Origin of the sequence: Sphingobium aquiterrae (genome assembly GCF_037154135.1) — a bacterium.
GTDB lineage: Bacteria > Pseudomonadota > Alphaproteobacteria > Sphingomonadales > Sphingomonadaceae > Sphingobium > Sphingobium aquiterrae.
The window spans coordinates 1-18,535 of sequence record NZ_JBANFL010000027.1; the positions used below are offsets into that span (position 1 = coordinate 1).

At 63.2% G+C, this 18,535-nt stretch carries 22 protein-coding genes; 13 read left to right on the forward strand and 9 right to left on the reverse strand.

Annotated elements, in window-relative coordinates; translation table 11 throughout:
• Nucleotides 1-69: 69 nt before the first annotated feature.
• The gene (locus WFP78_RS20860; protein ID WP_419723013.1) at nt 70-1,788 is read right to left on the reverse strand and encodes a reverse transcriptase/maturase family protein; all 1,719 of its coding nucleotides are present in this window, start codon (nt 1,786-1,788) and stop codon (nt 70-72) included.
• 1,103 nt (nt 1,789-2,891) lie between these two features.
• On the opposite strand from WFP78_RS20860, the gene WFP78_RS20865 reads away from it, so the two are divergent.
• The 3 genes from WFP78_RS20865 to WFP78_RS20875 all read left to right on the forward strand — a co-directional run bounded on the left by WFP78_RS20865 (nt 2,892) and on the right by WFP78_RS20875 (nt 6,089).
• Entirely contained in the window at nt 2,892-3,083 is a 192-nt protein-coding gene (locus WFP78_RS20865; protein ID WP_336966376.1) for a hypothetical protein, read from the forward strand.
• Nucleotides 3,084-3,125: 42 nt separating this feature from the next.
• Nucleotides 3,126-4,973 (forward strand): ParB/RepB/Spo0J family partition protein, encoded by a 1,848-nt coding sequence (locus WFP78_RS20870; protein ID WP_336966377.1) that lies wholly within the window; start codon nt 3,126-3,128, stop codon nt 4,971-4,973.
• 597 nt (nt 4,974-5,570) lie between these two features.
• Entirely contained in the window at nt 5,571-6,089 is a 519-nt protein-coding gene (locus tag WFP78_RS20875) for a Ros/MucR family transcriptional regulator (RefSeq protein WP_336966378.1), read from the forward strand.
• Between the two features lie 12 nt (nt 6,090-6,101).
• Here the strand turns inward: WFP78_RS20875 and WFP78_RS20880 are convergent, their stop codons facing one another.
• Both WFP78_RS20880 and WFP78_RS20885 read right to left on the reverse strand, forming a co-directional pair.
• Nucleotides 6,102-6,581: a hypothetical protein gene (locus tag WFP78_RS20880; protein ID WP_419723015.1), complete on the reverse strand. Its 480-nt coding sequence runs from the start codon at nt 6,579-6,581 to the stop codon at nt 6,102-6,104.
• A gap of 88 nt (nt 6,582-6,669) precedes the next feature.
• Nucleotides 6,670-6,933 (reverse strand): helix-turn-helix domain-containing protein, encoded by a 264-nt coding sequence (locus WFP78_RS20885; protein ID WP_336966380.1) that lies wholly within the window; start codon nt 6,931-6,933, stop codon nt 6,670-6,672.
• A 102-nt stretch (nt 6,934-7,035) separates the two neighbouring features.
• On the opposite strand from WFP78_RS20885, the gene WFP78_RS20890 reads away from it, so the two are divergent.
• From WFP78_RS20890 to WFP78_RS20925, 8 genes are all read left to right on the forward strand, one after another.
• On the forward strand, nt 7,036-7,959 hold the full coding sequence (locus WFP78_RS20890) for a GGDEF domain-containing protein (RefSeq protein WP_336966381.1): 924 nt from the start codon (nt 7,036-7,038) through the stop codon (nt 7,957-7,959).
• Nucleotides 7,956-8,363, forward strand: coding sequence for a hypothetical protein (locus WFP78_RS20895; protein ID WP_336966382.1), 408 nt, complete (start codon nt 7,956-7,958; stop codon nt 8,361-8,363). The genes WFP78_RS20890 and WFP78_RS20895 overlap by 4 nt, the downstream gene beginning before the upstream one ends.
• A 248-nt stretch (nt 8,364-8,611) precedes the next feature.
• Nucleotides 8,612-9,157: an RNA polymerase sigma factor gene (locus WFP78_RS20900; protein ID WP_336966383.1), complete on the forward strand. Its 546-nt coding sequence runs from the start codon at nt 8,612-8,614 to the stop codon at nt 9,155-9,157.
• Complete coding sequence (locus WFP78_RS20905; protein WP_336966384.1) at nt 9,154-9,717, forward strand: hypothetical protein; 564 nt, start codon at nt 9,154-9,156, stop codon at nt 9,715-9,717. The genes WFP78_RS20900 and WFP78_RS20905 overlap by 4 nt, the downstream gene beginning before the upstream one ends.
• A gap of 455 nt (nt 9,718-10,172) precedes the next feature.
• Nucleotides 10,173-10,559: a DUF3768 domain-containing protein gene (locus WFP78_RS20910; RefSeq protein ID WP_336966385.1), complete on the forward strand. Its 387-nt coding sequence runs from the start codon at nt 10,173-10,175 to the stop codon at nt 10,557-10,559.
• 127 nt (nt 10,560-10,686) lie between these two features.
• The gene (locus WFP78_RS20915; protein ID WP_336966386.1) at nt 10,687-10,944 is read left to right on the forward strand and encodes a hypothetical protein; all 258 of its coding nucleotides are present in this window, start codon (nt 10,687-10,689) and stop codon (nt 10,942-10,944) included.
• Between the two features lie 2 nt (nt 10,945-10,946).
• Entirely contained in the window at nt 10,947-12,236 is a 1,290-nt protein-coding gene (locus tag WFP78_RS20920; RefSeq protein ID WP_336966387.1) for a Fic/DOC family protein, read from the forward strand.
• A gap of 85 nt (nt 12,237-12,321) precedes the next feature.
• A complete protein-coding gene (locus WFP78_RS20925; protein ID WP_336966388.1) occupies nt 12,322-12,507 on the forward strand; it encodes a hypothetical protein in 186 nt (61 codons plus the stop codon).
• Here the strand turns inward: WFP78_RS20925 and WFP78_RS20930 are convergent.
• From WFP78_RS20930 to WFP78_RS20955, 6 genes are all read right to left on the reverse strand, one after another.
• Nucleotides 12,504-12,716 (reverse strand): hypothetical protein, encoded by a 213-nt coding sequence (locus WFP78_RS20930; RefSeq protein WP_336966389.1) that lies wholly within the window; start codon nt 12,714-12,716, stop codon nt 12,504-12,506. The two genes, WFP78_RS20925 and WFP78_RS20930, sit on opposite strands and share 4 nt — an antisense overlap.
• Before the next feature lie 109 nt (nt 12,717-12,825).
• Entirely contained in the window at nt 12,826-14,136 is a 1,311-nt protein-coding gene (locus tag WFP78_RS20935; RefSeq protein ID WP_473829059.1) for a Y-family DNA polymerase, read from the reverse strand.
• On the reverse strand, nt 14,094-14,525 hold the full coding sequence (locus WFP78_RS20940) for a LexA family protein (protein WP_336966391.1): 432 nt from the start codon (nt 14,523-14,525) through the stop codon (nt 14,094-14,096). Before WFP78_RS20940 ends, WFP78_RS20935 begins: the two co-directional genes overlap by 43 nt.
• 160 nt (nt 14,526-14,685) lie before the next feature.
• Complete coding sequence (locus WFP78_RS20945) at nt 14,686-15,150, reverse strand: GNAT family N-acetyltransferase (protein ID WP_336966392.1); 465 nt, start codon at nt 15,148-15,150, stop codon at nt 14,686-14,688.
• A gap of 50 nt (nt 15,151-15,200) precedes the next feature.
• Nucleotides 15,201-15,389 carry a hypothetical protein gene (locus WFP78_RS20950; protein ID WP_069710378.1) on the reverse strand — a complete coding sequence of 63 codons (189 nt, stop codon included), beginning with the start codon at nt 15,387-15,389 and terminating at the stop codon, nt 15,201-15,203.
• Nucleotides 15,386-15,976 (reverse strand): recombinase family protein, encoded by a 591-nt coding sequence (locus WFP78_RS20955; protein WP_336966393.1) that lies wholly within the window; start codon nt 15,974-15,976, stop codon nt 15,386-15,388. Before WFP78_RS20955 ends, WFP78_RS20950 begins: the two co-directional genes overlap by 4 nt.
• 299 nt (nt 15,977-16,275) lie before the next feature.
• Between WFP78_RS20955 and WFP78_RS20960 the strand changes: the two genes are divergently transcribed.
• Together WFP78_RS20960 and WFP78_RS20965 are read left to right on the forward strand one after the other, a co-directional pair.
• Nucleotides 16,276-17,136 (forward strand): replication initiator protein A, encoded by an 861-nt coding sequence (locus WFP78_RS20960; RefSeq protein WP_069710376.1) that lies wholly within the window; start codon nt 16,276-16,278, stop codon nt 17,134-17,136.
• 469 nt (nt 17,137-17,605) lie between these two features.
• Entirely contained in the window at nt 17,606-18,409 is an 804-nt protein-coding gene (locus WFP78_RS20965; RefSeq protein WP_336966394.1) for an RNA replicase, read from the forward strand.
• Nucleotides 18,410-18,535: the final 126 nt, after the last annotated feature.

The window sequence follows — 18,535 nt, forward strand, 5'->3', positions numbered from 1 at the left end:
GTAGGGTGGGCGCGAGACGCCTCTTTCGAGGACGCCCCAGCGCCTCCCCCCGAACCGTGCTTGCACCTTTCAATGCACACGGCTCTCCATTCTGTCGGGCATCCGACCACCATGGTGTGCGACGTGACATTTGCGGCACAGAACGATGGTCCTGCGCCGCCGCGCCGATTGTTTCCACAGTGTCAGTTGGTCGCCCCGTTTGTCTTTCAGGCGGTTGGGATGATGCATCTCGAACGGTCCATCGGTATCGCCGCATGCTTGGCATTCTTCAGCGGTGAGGCGGGTAACGAGGTCGTTCGAACTCTGCGCAATGCGCGAGCCGACCGTGATGGTATCGACGATGGGATTGCCCCACGTCTTCACGATCAGATGTTTCAGCTTCCACACCTTGTGGACGCGCGGTTTGCCCCGGACCATGGTGGTGACACCATAGTCCGCCCCCATTTTCAGGGATTTCATGACCTGCCTTCTACTCGTACGCCGTCGACAGGATATCGTCGCCAACAAGCTCCTGAACATGACCAGCTCAAGTTTGTCGAGCGACGCTTTTACGCCATCGGCGATCGCATAATAGTTGGCGAAGCCACAAAACTCCGAGTTATAGGCAACGATAATCTCCGCGACACTGGAGTCGAGGAACTGCGGACGTGCTCGGCCATTCCTCTTGTCGAGGTTGCCGAGCTTTTTCCGCCTGCAGAACCCATAGACCCGATCCCGTGGCACCCACAGCTTGATATTCCCCCGCGTTGGCCGACGAAGGACGCGACGCATCCCACCGCCGACCTTCTGCCGTCCCGCCATCGTGCCGGCGGAGCGCAACGTGAAGGCGCATACATGGAAGCCAAGGAACGGCGATCCCTTCGACGCATCGCGAACCCCGGTTTTCTCCGGTGATACCGCCAGATTGAGCCGCTCAGCGAGGAAGTGCTGTATATCGGCCATGATCCGGACGGCGTCCGCCTTGCTGCCGATCACACCGACAAGGAAGTCGTCGGCATAGCGGCAATAGCGCAGGCGGCGGAAGTTGGGGTCCATTTGATCGACGGATGATATTTTCCGTCGATCCCGATTGATGGTTTCGATCCGAGCCAGACAGGCCCGGACTTCTGCCTCGTCCGCGCCACCGGCACGGATTGCGTCGATCTTCTTACGAAGTGCGGCGATCTGCTGGCCCTGAGCAGCATAGGCAGGATTGGCCCGCCGTTTGACGCCCTTGTCGAAGCCCGCCCGCATTTCCTCCATGAACAAGTCAAGCTCATGGAGATAGATGTTGGCAAGCAAGGGCGAGATGACCCCGCCCTGTGGAGTGCCGCTATAGGTCCGTTCGAACTTCCATTCGTCCATGCACCCTGCCTTGAGCATTGTTCCGATCAGATCGATGAACACAGGATCATCGATGCGCCGGGCCAAGAGGCCGAGCAGGATGTCATGGTCGATGTTGTCGAAGAACCCGCGAACATCCACTTCGATCAGCCATTTCGCACCCGTCCAGGTTTTGCGGATCTCTTCGAGAGCCGTGTGGCAGGAGCGACCCGCGCGGAACCCATGACTATGTTTCGAGAACACAGGCTCATAGATCGCCGCGAGGATCATTCTCGCCGCCTCCTGAACGATGCGATCATCCGCCGTAGGGATGCCCAATGGGCGCATTTTACCATTGCCCTTGGGGATATAGACCCGCCGCACTGGACGAGGGCGGTAACGGCCATCCGCCACGCGTTCGACCAAACGATCAAGCCTTGCCAGCGTCATGCCGTCGAAGGTCTGGCCGTCTACTCCCGGCGTCATGGCACCCCGATTCCGGGATACTCTGTCATAGGCCCGCTCATATAAGCAGCGGGACCGCATGAGGCGGTGGAGACCATTGATCCGCTTGCCCGCCCGCGACAGGGCCGGAAGCGTCTCGATCCGTCTCAGGATAGTAGCGGTCTGCATCAGCAATCCCTTTCCCTTGATTCATCGAGGTTACAGAACTGCCGTCCTTCGCCCGGATGCTGCGGATTTCGACAAGGATCACTCCCGCTTATACCGCTGCTCCGTCCGCCTCGCGGCGGCTATCCCGGCCATTACACCGGGCATTTGACTACTATGACGGCTCCGTCGCCATGCAGGTCCGAACAAGCCGTCCTGTTTAGGCGATCCCGCAGTTGCGCGAGTGAGGAGTCGCGGCGTGTTTAGGTGCCCCGTTCGTTTCCTTAATCCCCTTACCGGGGCTGCGCCGAGCGGACTGGCAGCGATTCACTGGGACGTGCTCCTCGCTCCGCTCGGAATGGTGTGACAACCGCGTTCACCATCGCCAACCTGATAGCCGCTGGAATCTGGGATTCAGACAATCCAGTCTTCACCATGCACACCTTGCCTGTTGGTCAACCGTCAGGTTGCGGCACCCGACTTCGATCCATTCCCCGACATGCTATGGTCCCGTTTCCCTTTCGGAATCTCAGCCGGTTCATCACCAGCACCGGTAAGTCGGTCAGGCATAAGCTACGCCAGTAAGCTCAGTTCATTCGAACACTCCTTTCTTCTTCGCGCCACAACGGCGCACTCCCAAAGGGTCACGATCCTCGCGTGAGGTGTGCCACGTGGCACACCTACGGACGCGCCGACGCGCGGATTTCAGTTTGCTGAGCGCCAATGCCCTCCCCCGGAGGCCATGAGCGTCAAGGGAACGCCAAGGGCTGCTGCCCTTTCGTTCCCGAAGGAAAATAGACAGCCCCGTGTGGTCCGCCAAGCGCGGCACCCGACGCCCGTTGGGGCGTCGGCCGCGCTAGGGCGGCCTGCCCGCGCCAGGCCATCGATTTTCCTCCTCCCTCCCCATCCCGCTCCTCGCCGGAGAGGCAGACCCGGTTGCAGCGGCAACCGGCTGCGCCTCGAAAGAAGGAGAAAGGACAATGGCTTACACCCGATACAAAGGCGATCCCTACTGGAAACGGGCCAAGGTGGACGGGACCAGCGCGGACGGCATTCCCTACGCCAAGGGCGAGCGGGTTTTCTTCTACCCGCGCACCGGCGCGACCTACGCGGGCGACGGCGCGAAGCGCGCATCCGCCGAATTTGACGAACTCGCAGCCCTCGAAGGCTGACCCCTCCCCCATCGACATCATCACAGATCAGGAGTTTTCATCATGGCTATCATCACCCCCAAGCTGTCGCAGCTTCGCCTTTCGCCCCTCAATCAGCGCCGCGTGAAGCCTTCCGCCATCGAGAGCATGGCCGACGACATCGACGCGCACGGCCTGTTGCAGAACCTCGTCGCCTATGAGGAAGACGGGCTGTTCTATGTGTTCGCCGGAGGGCGGCGCTATCGGGGCCTCAAGGAACTCGCCAAGCGCAAGCGGATCAAGAACAGCGATACCTTCGCCGTCGAGCTTCGCACCAAGGAAGAGGCCATCGAACTGTCGCTCGCGGAGAATTTCCAGCGCGAGGACATGCACCCGGCAGACAGCATCCGGGCCTTTGCCGCGCTGCGCGATACCGGCATGGACGCGGAGGAAATCGCGGCCCGGTTCGGTCAGGCGGTCAGCTTCGTCTATAAGATGCTCCGTCTTTCCGCGCTCGCACCGTCGCTGATCGACCTTATCGCCAAGGACCAGTTGTCGCTTGAGGCGGCACGTGCGCTCACCCTCACCGACGACCACGAGCAGCAGATCAAGGTCTGCAAGGCGGCGAACGGCCACGCCCACACGATCCGGCGGATGCTCACCACGGAGAAGGTGGACACCACCAGCGGCGCGTTCATCTTCGTCAGCCGCGAAGCCTACGAGGCCAAGGGCGGGACGATCACGGTGGACCTGTTCAGCCAAGGGGCCGAAGGCTTTGCCGACCAGCCCGAGCTTGTGCAGGAATTGGCAGAGGAAAAGCTGGACGCCATCGCGGACGAATATCGGGCGATCGGTTGGCATGAGGTCCGCGCGCAACTGGACCGGCCCTATGACCTTTACATGAAGGGCAGCATGTATCCGGCCACGCGCGAGCCGAGCGAGGCCGAAGCCGAACGGCTTGCTGCGATCGATGCCGAAATCGAGGCCATCGCCGAAGCCGAGGGCGAGGATAGCGACCGCATCGACCCACTGTCCGACGAGCGGGACGCGATCAACGAGGGCTTGCGCGCCTTTAACGCCGAGCAGGTGGCGGTCGGCGGTGTGGCGCTGTGGATTTCGCACGATGGTTCGCTCGGCAAGAGCTTCTATCGCGCGAAGGCAGAGCCGAAGCCCAAGGCGTCGAGTGACGGTCCGACGCCGCTCTACAGCAACAGCCTGTTCGCGGACCTGTCGCGCATCAAGACGCAGATCGTGCAGGAGGCGGTCGCGGCCGACCCTATGCTGGCGCTCGACATCATGCTGGACAGTCTCGCGGGCCAGTTGCTCCACGGCGCGCACAGCTATCAGATGGCGATTGAGGTTCAGGCCAAGACGGTCGCAACCGATGTTCCCGACGAGCTTATGGCGACCAGCGATGTTCGCCCTGTCGAGGAAACGATGGCAACCCGCTTCGCTTCCATTCCCGCCGAAGGTCGCTTCGAGGCGATCCGCAGCATGGGGACCGAGGACAAGATGGCGTTGCTCGCCGGGCTTGTCGCGATGACGGTGGACGGCACGGTGTTTTCGGGTGGCTCCCCCGGTATGCGCCACCACCAATTCGAGCAGATCGCGCGAGCGAGCGGCGTGGACATTGCCGCCCGTTGGTCCGCCCCTATCGGCCTGTTCGACAAGATGCGCCGTGCTGCGATGATCGACCTGTTGCGCGAGGAATGCGGTGCCCCCAGCGCTGAGAACTGCGCGACGATCAAGAAGAAGGCCGACCTTGCCGTCAACGTGTCGGAGCGCCTGCCTGCCAATTGGCTTCCCGCGCCCATGAAGATCGGTGCTTTCGACCAGCCCGAGCGCAACCCCGAGGACGTCGATCCGGATATGTATGGCGACGACATCGAGGCCATGGACGAGGACGAAATGGCCGACGACGAAATGGCCTAACCGCCGAGCGGGGGGTCCGGTGTTAATCGGACCCCCTTTTCCTCCACCAACCTTCCAGCGGCAGCCCCGTCGCCAGCGCGCCCGCCACGCATTCGCATGGCGGGCGCGCCGTGCTGTTCCTGGCGGAACCGCGCGGCGCCGCCCGACCAAGGCCGGGCGGCGCCGTGGCGACTTCACGAGAATGTGATCGGAGAGCGTGTCATGAATACGGACAGCACCAAAGTGGATCGGTTAGAATGACCTCGATCGGCAGCGGACGGATGTAGCAGCTCCCCCGCAATCTCGCCGGTCAAAGGAGGTGTATTGGATTGACAACATTCGAGACCATCATGGTCGTGTTGGCCGGCATTTCGCTGGTCGTCGCGATCGTCACGTTAGGGAAGAAGTAATTCGACCCTGACGGGGGGCGGGGGCCTAGCAGGGTTCCCGTCCCTTTTTTTCGATGCCATAAAGTTTGAGCCCGCCGAGTAGCAGCTCGACGGGCTCAGGATGGTGCATCGGACTGACGTCGATACGAGACCGACTCCGATATACGCCTTCCGGGCTTAACAACCAATAGCAGGATGGCATTTCATCCTGAAAACGGGGCGGGACAGAATGAGCGAGCAGACCGAGAACGGCATCAGCACGATCGAGCTGGCGACCGAGCTGACCGCCGCATGGCTCGGAAACCCCAACACCCGGGCCGATGCAGAGGCGGTGCCGGCGTTCCTGAACGCCGTCCACGCCGCGCTCGCCCAGCTCCGCGCCGGCACCGGCGCGCCGTCGGAGGACGCACCGGCCGAGGCCGGCGAACAGCATGTCCCCGCCGTGACCGCCAGAAAGTCCCTCGCCTCCCCCGATCGCATCATCTCCATGATCGACGGAAAGCCCTATCGGACGCTCCGCCGCCACCTGTCCACGAACGGCCTCACCCCCGACGAATATCGCGCCCGCTACAAGCTCAAGCCCGATTACCCGATGGTCGCGCCCGCCTATAGCGAGCAGCGCCGGACGATGGCGAAGAAGATCGGGCTCGGCCGCAAGCCGGCCTCGCCGCCTCCCCCGCCACCAGAGCCGGAGGCCGCAGCGCCGAAGCCCCGCCGTCGCAAGCTCGGCGTCTCGACCAAGAACTGACGATATGCGGCTCTAGCTGGCCGCTAGAGCCGCTGCAGGTGTGCCACGTGGCACACCCGACCCCGCCGACGCGGCATCGAGCCGCGCCAGCAGATCGCCCAAGGCGCGGCGCCGGTAGGCGTTGAGCCAGCGCCGCCGGCGATGCTCGGCGGCATCGTGGATCATGTGGCACCGCTGGCACAGAGCCGCGAGGTTGCGCGGGCCGTTGTCGGTTGGATCATGGTTGAGGTGCGCGCAGGCGATATAGACCCGCGTGACGCGGACGATCGTCGCGAGATCACGATCCGGCGCGCGCACCCGGCGTCCGCGCCCATCGCGCCAGTGCCGGCGATCGGCGTCCCACCATCGGCCGTCGCCCAGGTGGAACACCCTTGCACCGTGCGGACGCCGGCAATGCTCGCAGCGCCCTTTGGCGCGGCCAAAGCGGATCAGCCTCGACAGCTCGGGCCAGTCGATCGGATATAGCCAGCGATGTTCGGCCATGATCGGCATGACGATTCTATGAGTCAGCCGAGGCGAGAACGAAAGCAGAAAATCGACCATGCGGACCGCCCAAGCGGGCGGGCGTTTCCATGTTGGTTTATTCCGAAAGGTTCTCCGCCCCTTTATCGGAGGGGCCAGGATCGATCAGCAGCAAATAGGGGCTGATCTTCAGACCCGCCGCTATCCTTTCAATATTGTCGATGGCGACATTACGCTCTCCGCGCTCGATGCCGCCGAAATAGGTTCGATCCATTTCGATGTCATAAGCAAAGTTCTGTTGGCTGAGGCCAAGGGCTTTCCGGTATCGGCGGATATTCGCAGCAACGATAGCACGTAAGCATCCGGGATGGGTGCGTTTCACCCTTCATAAATCGCCCGCGAGATGGTTATAAGGCGACGGGTTTTAAGTATCATTTTACGAACCGTTGTTAGGATGGGAATTTGCCGAAGCTGGAAACCGTGCATGAACAGCCATTTACCCGTCGGTCGATTGGCCGGGTATCTTGAAGCTCTGTCGAGAGAAAAGACTTGGCTCGCGATCGTCACCTCGACCGGGGCTGTCGCTGCGCTTGACCACCTGGTGCCCGACGTTGGCTTCGCACCGCTCTACATGCCGATCATCTGCGGTGCGGCATGGGGCCTGGGAGCGCGAGAGGGCCACTTCGTCGCGGTTCTCACAGCCTTTCTCGCCGTGATGGCCGGACTGCGGGCTTCTTCGCCCGTCACTCCCGAGATCCTTGTTATGCGGGTCATCGTCCGTATCTCGACATTCATCTTCCTCGCATCGGCGATCACCAGCTTCCGCCGTTCCTACGACCGCGAACAGTTTCACGCCCATCGTGATCGCATGACGGGCACATTGAACAAGCAAGTCTTCGAGCGACGGTGCGCCACGGCCATCAAAGATGCGGCGCATACCAATCACACTCTTCTGCTCGCCATCCTCGACCTCGATGATTTCAAAGCCGTGAACAGCACGGAGGGCCATCTTGCCGGCGACGAAGTTCTCACCACGTTCGCCAAGGGCGCTTCCTCGATCATGCGCCGGGAAGATCTTATCGGTCGCATCGGCGGCGATGAATTTTCCCTGCTTATGCGCGTGCCGTCGATCGCCGAGGCCCAAGGCTTTGCAGCCGACATCCATGCCCGCCTGACAGCCGTCCTGGCCGGCTCGCGGCATCCAGTGACGTGCAGCATGGGGGCGCTGCTGATACCGCCCCATGTTCCCCGCGACATCGCCGAATTGATGCAGGGCGCGGACCAGGCCATGTATCGTGCCAAGCATTCGGGCAAGAACGCCATTGTCGTGAGCAGGGCCGGCGAACCCGACATGCAGGCGAGCCCGACCCCCGCCCCCGCTCTGCTGCACCGCAAAGGCTTTGCATGAACGATCCGGCTTCGTCGCGGCGACCCGCCATCGCCCTCATGCGCGAAGCCATTTCAATGCTCGACGAGGCCGGCGATAGTATCGCGGCCGTCCATCTGCAGATGGCGATCGACGTCGCCGAGCGCGGCACCGCGACAGGAGCGGGGGACGAGCTGCCGGATGATGACGCCGACACCCCGGAGCTTCGCGCCGATCCGGCGCTCGTCCGCGCGATCGGCGGCGCCTTGGCAGTCATGGCGACATTGCTGGCGCGCCAAGGCGGACCCCCGCTCGACGAGGTGGCCAATCTCTTGGGCATCTATGCGACAGTGACCAAGGAGACTTCGGCCGAAGAAGGGCTCCTTATCGCCTGTTGGGGGGCGATGCTTCGCGATGCTGCCGAGGCGCAGCGCGAGCGGCCTTAGGCCGCCTGCAGAAGTTCCGCCGCTTGGCGGAGCGTGGCAGTTCGTTGCCACTAGGCCCTTTTGTCGTGGTGGCCGGGGGAACGCCAAGGGCGCTGCCCTTTCGTTCCCGAACGACAATCAGTCGCCCGTGTAATCCCCCAAGCGCGGCACCCGGCGCGCGACGCCGGCCGCGCTAGGGCGGCTCGCCCGCGCCAGCGACAGATTCTCGCTCCCCCTCCCCATCCCGTCCTCGCCGGACAGGCAGGGCCGTGAGGCCGAGCGGCCTTTCGGCCCATGCCGGAGGAAAATCTATGGGAACAACCCCTACCCCTTCGATCGGACTGCCTATCGAGAGCGTCTTTGATCGCCAAGCGCCGAAGCTGCGGCGCTACTTCCGCCACAAGGGTTTCGCCGATGAAGCCGAGGACATGGTGCAGGAGTGCTTTTGCAGGACCGTTGGCCGAAGGGCCGATCGTCCCGAAGCGTTCCTGATGCGGACGGCCGCCAACCTCGTGATCGAGCGTTGGCGCGCACGGACGCGGCAGCACGCCGATCGGCATACGCCAATCGACAGCCTCGATCTAAGTGGGCCTGATTCCCTCGCGCAGCTTGAGGCGGTCGATCTGTTGCGCCGCGTCGAAGCAAGCCTTGCCCGCCTTCCTCCGCGCACCCGCGAGATATTCCTGCTGAACCGCGTAGAGGGCATCACGCGGCCTGAATTGGCGGTGCGCTATGGCTTGAGCGTCACCGGCGTCGAATATCATCTTAAGAAAGCCACGCTCCACATCCGCCGCATCCGGGGCGACCGGCCATGAGCGCCCGCCAGCCCGACCTTTTCTACGGCGACAAGCGCCCACCCCGGCACCATGCCGACCACCAATATCGTCGCCCCGAAAAGGCCAGCGCGAAGCCCTATGCGTGGGTCAGCATGGCATCCTGGGTGCGGCAAGTCGGGCACCTGCTGGCGATCGAGATGGCCAGTGGCGACCATTACCACCGTGTCCGGGAGAGCGCGCGCGCGTTGACGGCCGAGCGCATCCGCGAATGTCGCCATGACGACGATCTTGAGCGGGCCGAAGGACTGTTGGCGGCAGCGCGCCACAGTTTCTCGGGCTACCTCTACGGCCTTGAGCGCGCGTTTACCAAGGCGGAGCTAGGCGTGCTGTTGATGGAGGTCCGAAACCGGCGACGGTTGCTCGCGCTCGGCCGAGATCGGGCGCGCGAGCGCGGCCCCCGCCTCGATCCCGCGTGCTTGCCGATCGAGGCGCTGGAGCGGCTGATCCAGACGCATCGAGATTTGAAGCTCGTCGAGAGGTTGCGGGCCGAGCGGGCGCGGAGGCTGGACGCTCCGCGCCCGCTCGGCGACACCACCTAACACCGGGGCGACCATCGCGCCGGCCCTGCCCCGCAGGCCCGGCGCGATCATGCTCGCCGACGGCGCAGCGCCGGCGAGCTGGACGAGGCTCCGCGTCACCGCGGGTTGATGTTTCGCGATACCGGGGAGACGTGGCGATCGACGCGATTACGATCGCGGCAGGGTGACGGCCGCGCTGGACGCGCGAAAACCCCCGCCGATCGCCGCAGCCTCGCAAGCGAGCTGCGTCGGCCGAGGGGAACACCAAGGGCGCTGCCCTTTCGTTCCCGAACGACAATCGACCGCCCGTGTAATCCGCCAAGCGCAGCACCCGGCGCATGCCGCCGGCCGCGCTAGGGCGGCTCGCCCGCGCCAGCGGTAGATTCTCGCTCCCCCTCCCCATCCCGTTCCTCGCCGGAACGGCAGGGCCGTGAGGCCGAGCGGCCTTGCGGCCCATGCCAGAAGGAGGATCAGTCATGCAGACCCCCGAACAACTCGACACCATTCGCCGACTGAACGACGCGGCGCGGAGCAGCCCCGGCGTCGCGTCGATCGCCAATGTCACCATGGGCTTTCACGCCCTCCCCGATGCCGACCGCTTCGCAGCACTGGCAGCAATTGCAGGCTTCTCGCGTTTCGACGGCGACAATGACCCCTATGGTGAACACGACTTCGGGGCGGTCTACCGGCTCGCGAGCGGTGTTTGGACGCAAGACCGGCCCAGCGACGACAAGGCCATTGCCGAGACGGTTTTCTGGAAGGTGGATTATTACGACACCAGCTTGACCTATGGCAGCGAGGCACCTTGGGACGAGCAGCAGACCAAGCGCGTGCTGACGATCATGTTAGCAAGTGAATACTGATACTTGTTCGCAATAAGCCGCGCCCGAACGGGCGCGGCACATGACGAAATGAGTGCCGATGAAGACGAGTGATTTGTTGAGAAATCGCGTTGGAAGGGTTAATGTCCCAGGTGGAAAGGATGACGCGATGGCACAGATCGATCTTGAAACGCTACGTGGGCGCATCCGCCAGATGGAATTTGAGCGCGGCTCTGCAGAGCAGGTCGCATTGTGGCGCGAGGATGTCGCCGAAGCGCGGGCCAATCTCGCGATCGAGGATATGACGCCGACCGCCGACGAGGATGCGATGTTCGCGATGATGCTCGACGAAGGCGTGCCGCCCGACTTGATGTCGTCGATCATTCTCGACCTCTACAAGCCCGGAACGCGCCAGATCGCAGCCTAACCTTGGCGGGCGATCCTTACACTTACCCGGGAACCGAGACGCTTCGGAACAAGCTGGGGATCACCGACGATAAGACGCTTACCGAGGCGGAGCGTCGACTAACGCAGGCGCGCGGCGCACAGGCCGCGCGCCTTTCTTTTCCGGCCACGGCCGAGGGCTATCGTGCCCTTCACAACCACCTGTTCCAAGACCTCTACGATTGGGCGGGCCAGGACCGCACCGTGAATATCGCCAAGGGCGGATCGAGCTTCGCGGCTGTCCCCTATCTCGCGCGCGAACTCGACAAGCTGTTCGCGGATATGGGCGCGAAGAATGGCTTTCGCGGCGTTCCTCGAGACGAGTTTTTCGATCGCCTTGGCAACCACATCAACGAGATCAACGCCATTCACCCCTTCCGCGAAGGCAATGGCCGCGCCATGCGGCATCACGCGGCGCAGATCGCGCGCGAGGCGGGCTTTCCGATCCGCATCGCCGCGATCGATAAGGATAAGTGGATGGAGGCATCCCGTCACGGATTCCTGACGGGAGACCATCGCGGCATGGCGGCGGTGCTGGCCGCCGCAGCGGTCCGGCGCGACCTTGCGCCCGAGGCGCGTATCGGCCCCGCCGGGATCGCGATGCTCCCCAAGCGCGCGCCGCCCGAAGGGCAGCGCTACCGGGTTACGCTCGCCAAGGCGCGCGAAGAGCTGGAGCGCTATCTGCCCGCTGCCCGCCAGCAGGCGACCGAACGCCTGCGCGGGTTGATAAAGCAAGGTGCGCCGTCCGCGACGATCGCGAACGCCCGCACCGAGCTGGCCTATGTCCGCCACCCCAAAGGACCGATCTACCAAGCGCATCTTCTCACCTATCTTGGCATCCGACAGGTCGATGCCGTGGTCAGTCGTGAGCAGACCCCGTTGGAGCGCGTGCGTGAGATCGGGGCCGCGCTTGGCGTGCAGATCAACGGCCAGCAGACGGCGCAGCTTCAGCGCGCGGTCCGCGCGCTGGAGCGACCGATCCTGCCCCCCGGCGCCGCACCCGGGCAAGAGCGCCTTGCCGAGCTGTTCCTGAAGAACAGCGCGGAAAAGAATAACGCGGACCCTCGCCTTGCGCCCGCCCAGGCCATCGTCGATGCCGCCATGCAGACGGCTCGCGAACGGGGTGACAGCGCGCGCATGGTTGGCACGATCGGGGAGTCGACGCGGCAGCTTGTCGCCGATCGGATCAAGTCGGGTGGCACGCTGGACGCTGAAATCGGTCGCGCAGGGCCTGCGCCAGCGCCGGCCCCGCGCGACAAAGATCGAGGTCGCTGACAGGCCACGTCGATGCGTTGCCGATCTATCTCAACCATTTGACGCGGATATGGTATAGATCAACGACCAACCACGAGGACCGACTTTGGCGGAAGACGACGACGAAACTTATTATGCCCGCAGGGCGCAGCAGGAACTTGACTTGGCCGCCGCCGCAACCGACCCGGCGATTAAGGCGATCCATCTGGACCTTGCTGGCCGCTACGCTGCGCACCGCGAACAGGCGGCGCGTGGCGAACCGACGCCGCCGAGACCCGCTGACGGCGACTAGCGAGGGCGTTTCCCTCCGCGCCCAATGCGGGCATCAAACGCCGCCAACAGCTCAGGATCGATCTCGTCGCCGGGTTTGAGGGGTTTCGCCCCGGTCGCCGCGTCGATCGCGGCTTGAAGATGACAGGCGGCGATTGTCGCCCCCTCGTCATTTCGATCATAGATCGCCAATGCCGTTTGCATCAGCGACAGAGCTGATACGTTTTCCACGCCGAACCTCCATCGTAGTTCTACGTAGTGACGTCGCTCAGTGAACGGCAACCGGTTTAAAAGAAGTCAGATCGGATCGATTCACTACTCACCGCGCGCGATTGCGACATTAGCGCGCAATCGGAATGTCTCCGATCCGCGTCGTCCATGCCGGACTCTTCTGTGATCGCTTGGTGTCGAACGACCGCGCACCACACCCTTGCGCGGCCAGCACGATAGTGTTTCGACCAAAGCGGGTGTTAAGGCTATCCATTGCGGCGAGCAGCGCGGGTGCCTTGGGATCAGCGGCAGCGAACAGGTCCGCTTGCCCTTCCCCTTCCGGCGCTAGATCCTCCAGCAGCACGCCGCACTTGGTATAGACGCCCCCCGGCTGAAACATCGCCTCCATCATCCTTCCCGCGATCCCGACGATGACGCGAGGGTCGTTGGTCGGAGGAGAGAGCCGCGCCGATCGCGATGCCGAAGGCGGATTCGGCCGATAGCGCGAACCATGTGCGAAGGCGATCAGCCGGCTTGCGGCGAGCCCTTGCGCTCGTATCTTATCGGTCGCGCGCGCCGCGCGCCGCGCCATGGCCTCGCGCAGCTCGGCAAGATCGGTGACGGGCTCGCCGAACTGGCGCGTCACCGCGGTCGCCTTGAGCGGTTCGGGCGCCACCTTGAAGTCGGCGCACTCGACGCCGCCCAGCTCGCGCACAAGCCGTTCCAGCACCACCGTTCCCACGTCGCGCGCCACCGCAGGCGGCAGCGCAGCCAGGTCCGCCGTTGTCCTTACGCCGAGGGGCCGAAGGCGCGCTTCCAGCGCGCCCCCGATGCCCCATACTTCCCCGACCGGCCAATGGTCGAACAGACGCCGGCGTAGCTCGACGTCGTGAAGGTCGACCACCCCTCCCCACACCTTCTCCGTCGCCTTTGCCAAAGCATTCGCAACTTTCGACAGTGTGCGGGTCGGACCCAGGCCGATCCGGGTCGGGAGGCCGACCGATCGGGCTATATCCTCGCGGACCGCGTGCGCGGCCGCGACGTTGCCGAGGCCACTCGGCAGCACCGGCAAGCGGAAGAAACTTTCGTCGATCGAGTAGACTTCCACCATGTCGGAATGATCGGCGATGACGGCATTGAAGCGGCGGTTGAGATCCGCATACAGCTCATAATTGCTCGATCGGAGCTGGATGCCGTGGCGCTTGATCCGGTCCCGAATCTTGAAAACCGGCTCGCCCATACGGACGTGGAGTGCCTTCGCTTCCTCGCTCCTCGCAACCGCACACCCGTCGTTGTTCGACAGGACGATGACCGGCACGCCCCGCAGACTCGGATCGAACAGACGCTCCGCGCTGACATAGAAGTTGGCAACGTCGACGATCGCCCAGGACATGCCGCCTACCGCCGGTAGTCGCGAACGCCGGTCCGCACGACGCCCCATATTTCCACGCCTTCGGCCGAGGTCGGCTCATAGCATTGCTGACTGTTGCGCGCCTCGAGGAACGGAGCGCCCCGGCGCTGGACGAGCTGGCGGCAGACGAAGCCGCCATCGACGATCGCGATCACGATATGCCCTTCTGCAGGGCGCGTGTCGCGATCGACTACTACGACGTCGTTATCGTAGATTCCGGCCTCGATCATGCTGCTACCGCTGATCCGGAACACGAAGCTCGCCGCTCGATCGAGACGCAGCAGCTCGATCAGGCTTATCGCATCGTCCTGCCAATCTTGGGCGGGGCTTGGAAAGCCGGCGCCCGCAGCGCCGACGATGCGTAGAAGAATCCCCTTCGGCACCTCGGCGATCGGCACCGGCTGCATCAGTGGCAGCATGGTGATTCCCTTCGCCCCCTTGTAACGCCCAAAGGAACGGAAAGGGAACACAGCATATCCACCATTCGGCGCATCGATGCGGACCGGAGGCGCGGCCGCGCATTTAGATTCCGCACAGCGAAGCCGGGTGCCCAATCAGGCTACCCAAGCCGAGGGGTTGTTATAGGTGAAGACCTAAGAAGGATGCTCCAGACACCGGATTGAATGAGATCGGCTCGGCCGCGACGAAGCCGATTTTTTCATACAGTTTGCGAGCGGGGACGGACTTTGCCTGCACGTCGAGCCGCATTTCCCGGTAGCCAACGGCACGAGCCTCGGCGATCAGTCGTTCTACTAGCTCGCGACCCAAGTGACTTCCGCGTGCTTGGGGGCGAACATACAATCGCTTCATTTCGCATATTTCGGCAGTAACCTGGCGCATTGCGATGCAGCCCTCGACATCGCCCGCGCGGTCCGCGAGCAACACGCACCCATTGGGCGCTGCATACTTGCCGGGTAGGCTGGCGAACTCAGCATCATTGTTCTGATAGTCGAGATTGACAGGCGAGTTGTCTATAAACTCGCGCCAGATGCTTAGCACCATCGCTATATCATCGGGGAAGATAGCGTGCCGAATGATCGTCATGGCATAATTGTTAGGCAAGGATCATGGCGGGAATGGGATCAGATCGCGGCCTAGTTGAAACAGCAAAATCCATGTTCGCCGATAAGGGCGATAGCCTCTTGTTCGTCGGGGCCATCATTGTGCAATTCGATCGCCCGAACCTTGGTCCACGGCCCCAGCTCGGCGGGGAGGTTTGCCCCCTCCCCGTCGATCGTCAGAGCGGATAACCCGTCTGCGCCGGTGAATAGCCAGACGTTCACGCGCCAGGGCCTTCCCCTTCCGCGCTGATAGCTTCCTGCACCGGCGCCGGGAAATGGCGGTAGAGGGTTGGCACCGAGACGCCGATCGTCGGCGCGATCTCGCGCACCGTCATCCCCGAGGCCAAGAGCTTGCGGGCCGCCTCGAGCCGCTTGGGCGTCATCACCGTCTTTCGGCCGCCTACCCTTCCCTCGCGCCGCGCCACGATCAAGGCGGCCGTCGTGCGCTCGCGGATGAGGTCGCGTTCCATTTCGGCCATTGCGGCCATGATGTGAAAGACGAGCTTGCCGGCAGTGCCGCCAGTGTCGATGCCGTCCGTGAGCGAACGGAAGCCGATGCCGCGATCAGCAAGGTCCGCCGCCAGATCGATCAGCCCCTTCATCGTTCGGCCGAGACGATCGAGCTTCCATACCACCAGCACGTCTCCGGCACGTGCATGCGACAGAGCTTCGGCAAGACCGGCGCGGTCCGCCTTGGCGCCGCTCGCTTTGTCGGTGAAGGTCCGCTCGCACCCCGCTTCGCGCAGCGCGTCGAGCTGGGGCGTCAGATCCTGTTCGGGCGTCGAGACGCGCGCATAGCCGATCAGCATGAATCGTTCTCAAAACTCATCTTCCGCGCCTATCACGACACGGCGCAATCGAGAAAGTGTTTTGATACGCGCTGCGCGGCTGCTACACATTCTCATATGGTGCCGCTTCAAAATCGATCGTTTGCGAGACGAGTTACTGCCGACACTGCCTGTCACCACGTCGGTCCGCGAAAGCACGAAGATTGGCACCGATCGCTGACTCTGCCCTCTGCCTTCCGTGGGGACGACGGTCCGTTTCGTGCTTTCGCGGACCATCCTTCCCCGCCGTTCGTGCTTTCGCGGACCCGGGAAATTGCGGCATGACCGAGCGTGACCTGAGCCAAGGCGACCTGTTCATTCTCGACAGCCCATTGCTGACCGAGGTCCGCGGCGAGCAGTCGTTGATGGCGTATCCGTTTTTCGCTTTGTCCAAGACGGCGTGGAAGCGTTCGCTGATCTACAAGACCGACGCGGTGTCGATCGAGATCGGTCCCGGCCCTCGCGGGGTCGCTACCATCTACGACAAGGAAGTATTGCTCTATATAGCGAGCTTGCTGGTCTCCAAACTTGATGCCGGCGAGGCTGTTGCCCAAGACTTCTATTTTACCGCTCACGATCTTTTCCGCGTGACCGGCGTCAACGGCTCGGCGCGCTCCTACTCGCGACTGTCCGATGCGCTGGAACGACTCCAGGGCACGCAGATCAAGACCAACATCGAAGCGGGTGGCGAGGGCCAAGCTGGCTTCTTCTCTTGGCTGTCGGAAGCGCAGCTCCACTACACCAAGAGCAAAAACGGCGATAAGCGATTGAAGGGCGTCAAGGTTCGCCTGTGCGACTGGCTTTACCGTGCGATCCTGCGCGATCGTCGCGTGCTGGAATATTCGCCCTCCTATTTCCAGCTCGGACCTGTCGAGCGCCGGCTTTATGAGGTCGCGCTTTCGACCTGCAAGGGTGGTGCAGTCCAAGTCGGGCTGGACGATTTGCGGCTTCAACTCGGCTACCAAAATTCCTTGAAGCACTTCCGGCACGTAATGAAGGGCATTACCGACGCAAATGCCATCCCCGACTTTCACATCATCATGGGCGATACTGCATCCAGTGCGACAGTTGCGGGCAAAGGCCGGAATACCACCGCAACGACTGTGACAATTACGCCGAAGCCGGCGTTGATGTCCGCCTAAGCGCGCGCTGCGAATCGATTCTTCATCGCGGCCTTGTTTGGTCCGCGAAAGCACGAGTGCCGGTCCCCGAAAGCACGAAGTCAGGTCCGCGAAAGCACGAACGCGCATGACCCGGGTCCGCGATAGCACGAACTTTTTCCTGCATTAGTCCGCGAAAGCACGAATTGTAGTTGTTTCGCTGGCGCGTCGCTTCCGGCAAAAAATACCGATGTCGTGCGCAACTGGCGGACGACGAATTAGGGAGCGGCCGTGACCACATAAACGAATGCCCGGCACGAGGCCGGGCACCCTGGAATGTGATGAGCGATGCTTGGCGGCATCGATCGGGACATAAGACACCCCCCTCATACCCGTTCCTGAGCTTCGGTTCAAGGGAGCGCGCTTCGCGCCACGCCCAAGTTTTGCCTGGTCCCGGCCCCGATGAAGGGGACGGACGATGGGAGCAGTTTCACTCGCGCAGGCGAGCTTCATGGCGCTCGACCGCATTGAGCGCGCGCGGCCGAGATCGCGATCGGGCGCACCAAACCCGACGCGCGCGCATGTGCATCCGAACAGCCGGCGTGCCGGCACGTTCGAGGATGACTTTTTCTACAGCTACGCGAAGGGCGAAACCGACCGGCTCTATAAGAAGGCCGTGGAGCTGCTGAAGCGCAAGAACGCCGTGCGGCGGCTCGCGCGCGCCGAGGGTCGCCAGCTCTCCGAGGACGAACGGCTCGTCACGCTGATAACGCCAGCGGCGATCCGCGTGTTCGAGCAGCTTACGACGCTTGCCCGAACCTGCGCCGGCAAGGTTTTCCCAACCTGGGAATGGATCGAGGCCGCGAGCGGCCTGTCTCGCGCGAGTGTCGGGCGCGGCCTGTCGATCCTCGCCAAGATGGGGTTGATCGAGAAGCAGCGGCGATGCGTTCCGATCGATCCACCCGCCGACCGCCCCAAGGCGCGCAACGCGCAGACGTCGAACGTCTATCGCATGAGCTTCCCCAACCGGCTCGCACGGTTCCTTCCGCGCTTTCTTCGGCCCGTGCCGCTGCCCGATGACGTGGTGCAGCGTGAGGTCGATCGCATCGAAGAGATCGAAACCATGCGGCTCTGGCGCACCCCTCGCCAGATGGTTGCCGAGGACATCGAGGACGAAGGCTTGCGGCGCGTGTTGGACAGCCTTGCCATCGCGATCGAGAAACAAGAGTCTCAAAAAAATGGTCAACCGCTCCTAGATTCATATAATCTAGGGACAGATGGAGTTGGCCTAGCCGGCCAACGCTCTAACGCCTGACGGCGAGGATGCTCTAACCCAACCCGATGCGCCAAATCGCAATGACAACACTTAACCGATCCGTCGGACGCGCCGCTCCGCGTCGCGGTGCTCCCGAGGGGAGCATGCGGCTTCTGTAGCGCTCAA

Coding starts and splice junctions, on each gene's coding strand:
- WFP78_RS20935 (WP_473829059.1), bottom strand. CDS start 14,136: ATGGGGCGTCGTGCGGACCGGCGTTCGCGACTACCGGCGGTAGGCGGC.
- WFP78_RS20875 (WP_336966378.1), top strand. CDS start 5,571: ATGAGCGAGCAGACCGAGAACGGCATCAGCACGATCGAGCTGGCGACC.
- WFP78_RS20960 (WP_069710376.1), top strand. CDS start 16,276: ATGACCGAGCGTGACCTGAGCCAAGGCGACCTGTTCATTCTCGACAGC.
- WFP78_RS20905 (WP_336966384.1), top strand. CDS start 9,154: ATGAGCGCCCGCCAGCCCGACCTTTTCTACGGCGACAAGCGCCCACCC.
- WFP78_RS20860 (WP_419723013.1), bottom strand. CDS start 1,788: ATGACGCCGGGAGTAGACGGCCAGACCTTCGACGGCATGACGCTGGCA.
- WFP78_RS20945 (WP_336966392.1), bottom strand. CDS start 15,150: ATGACGATCATTCGGCACGCTATCTTCCCCGATGATATAGCGATGGTG.
- WFP78_RS20940 (WP_336966391.1), bottom strand. CDS start 14,525: ATGCTGCCACTGATGCAGCCGGTGCCGATCGCCGAGGTGCCGAAGGGG.
- WFP78_RS20915 (WP_336966386.1), top strand. CDS start 10,687: ATGGCACAGATCGATCTTGAAACGCTACGTGGGCGCATCCGCCAGATG.
- WFP78_RS20910 (WP_336966385.1), top strand. CDS start 10,173: ATGCAGACCCCCGAACAACTCGACACCATTCGCCGACTGAACGACGCG.
- WFP78_RS20890 (WP_336966381.1), top strand. CDS start 7,036: ATGAACAGCCATTTACCCGTCGGTCGATTGGCCGGGTATCTTGAAGCT.
- WFP78_RS20895 (WP_336966382.1), top strand. CDS start 7,956: ATGAACGATCCGGCTTCGTCGCGGCGACCCGCCATCGCCCTCATGCGC.
- WFP78_RS20955 (WP_336966393.1), bottom strand. CDS start 15,976: ATGCTGATCGGCTATGCGCGCGTCTCGACGCCCGAACAGGATCTGACG.
- WFP78_RS20965 (WP_336966394.1), top strand. CDS start 17,606: ATGGCGCTCGACCGCATTGAGCGCGCGCGGCCGAGATCGCGATCGGGC.
- WFP78_RS20865 (WP_336966376.1), top strand. CDS start 2,892: ATGGCTTACACCCGATACAAAGGCGATCCCTACTGGAAACGGGCCAAG.
- WFP78_RS20870 (WP_336966377.1), top strand. CDS start 3,126: ATGGCTATCATCACCCCCAAGCTGTCGCAGCTTCGCCTTTCGCCCCTC.
- WFP78_RS20880 (WP_419723015.1), bottom strand. CDS start 6,581: ATGCCGATCATGGCCGAACATCGCTGGCTATATCCGATCGACTGGCCC.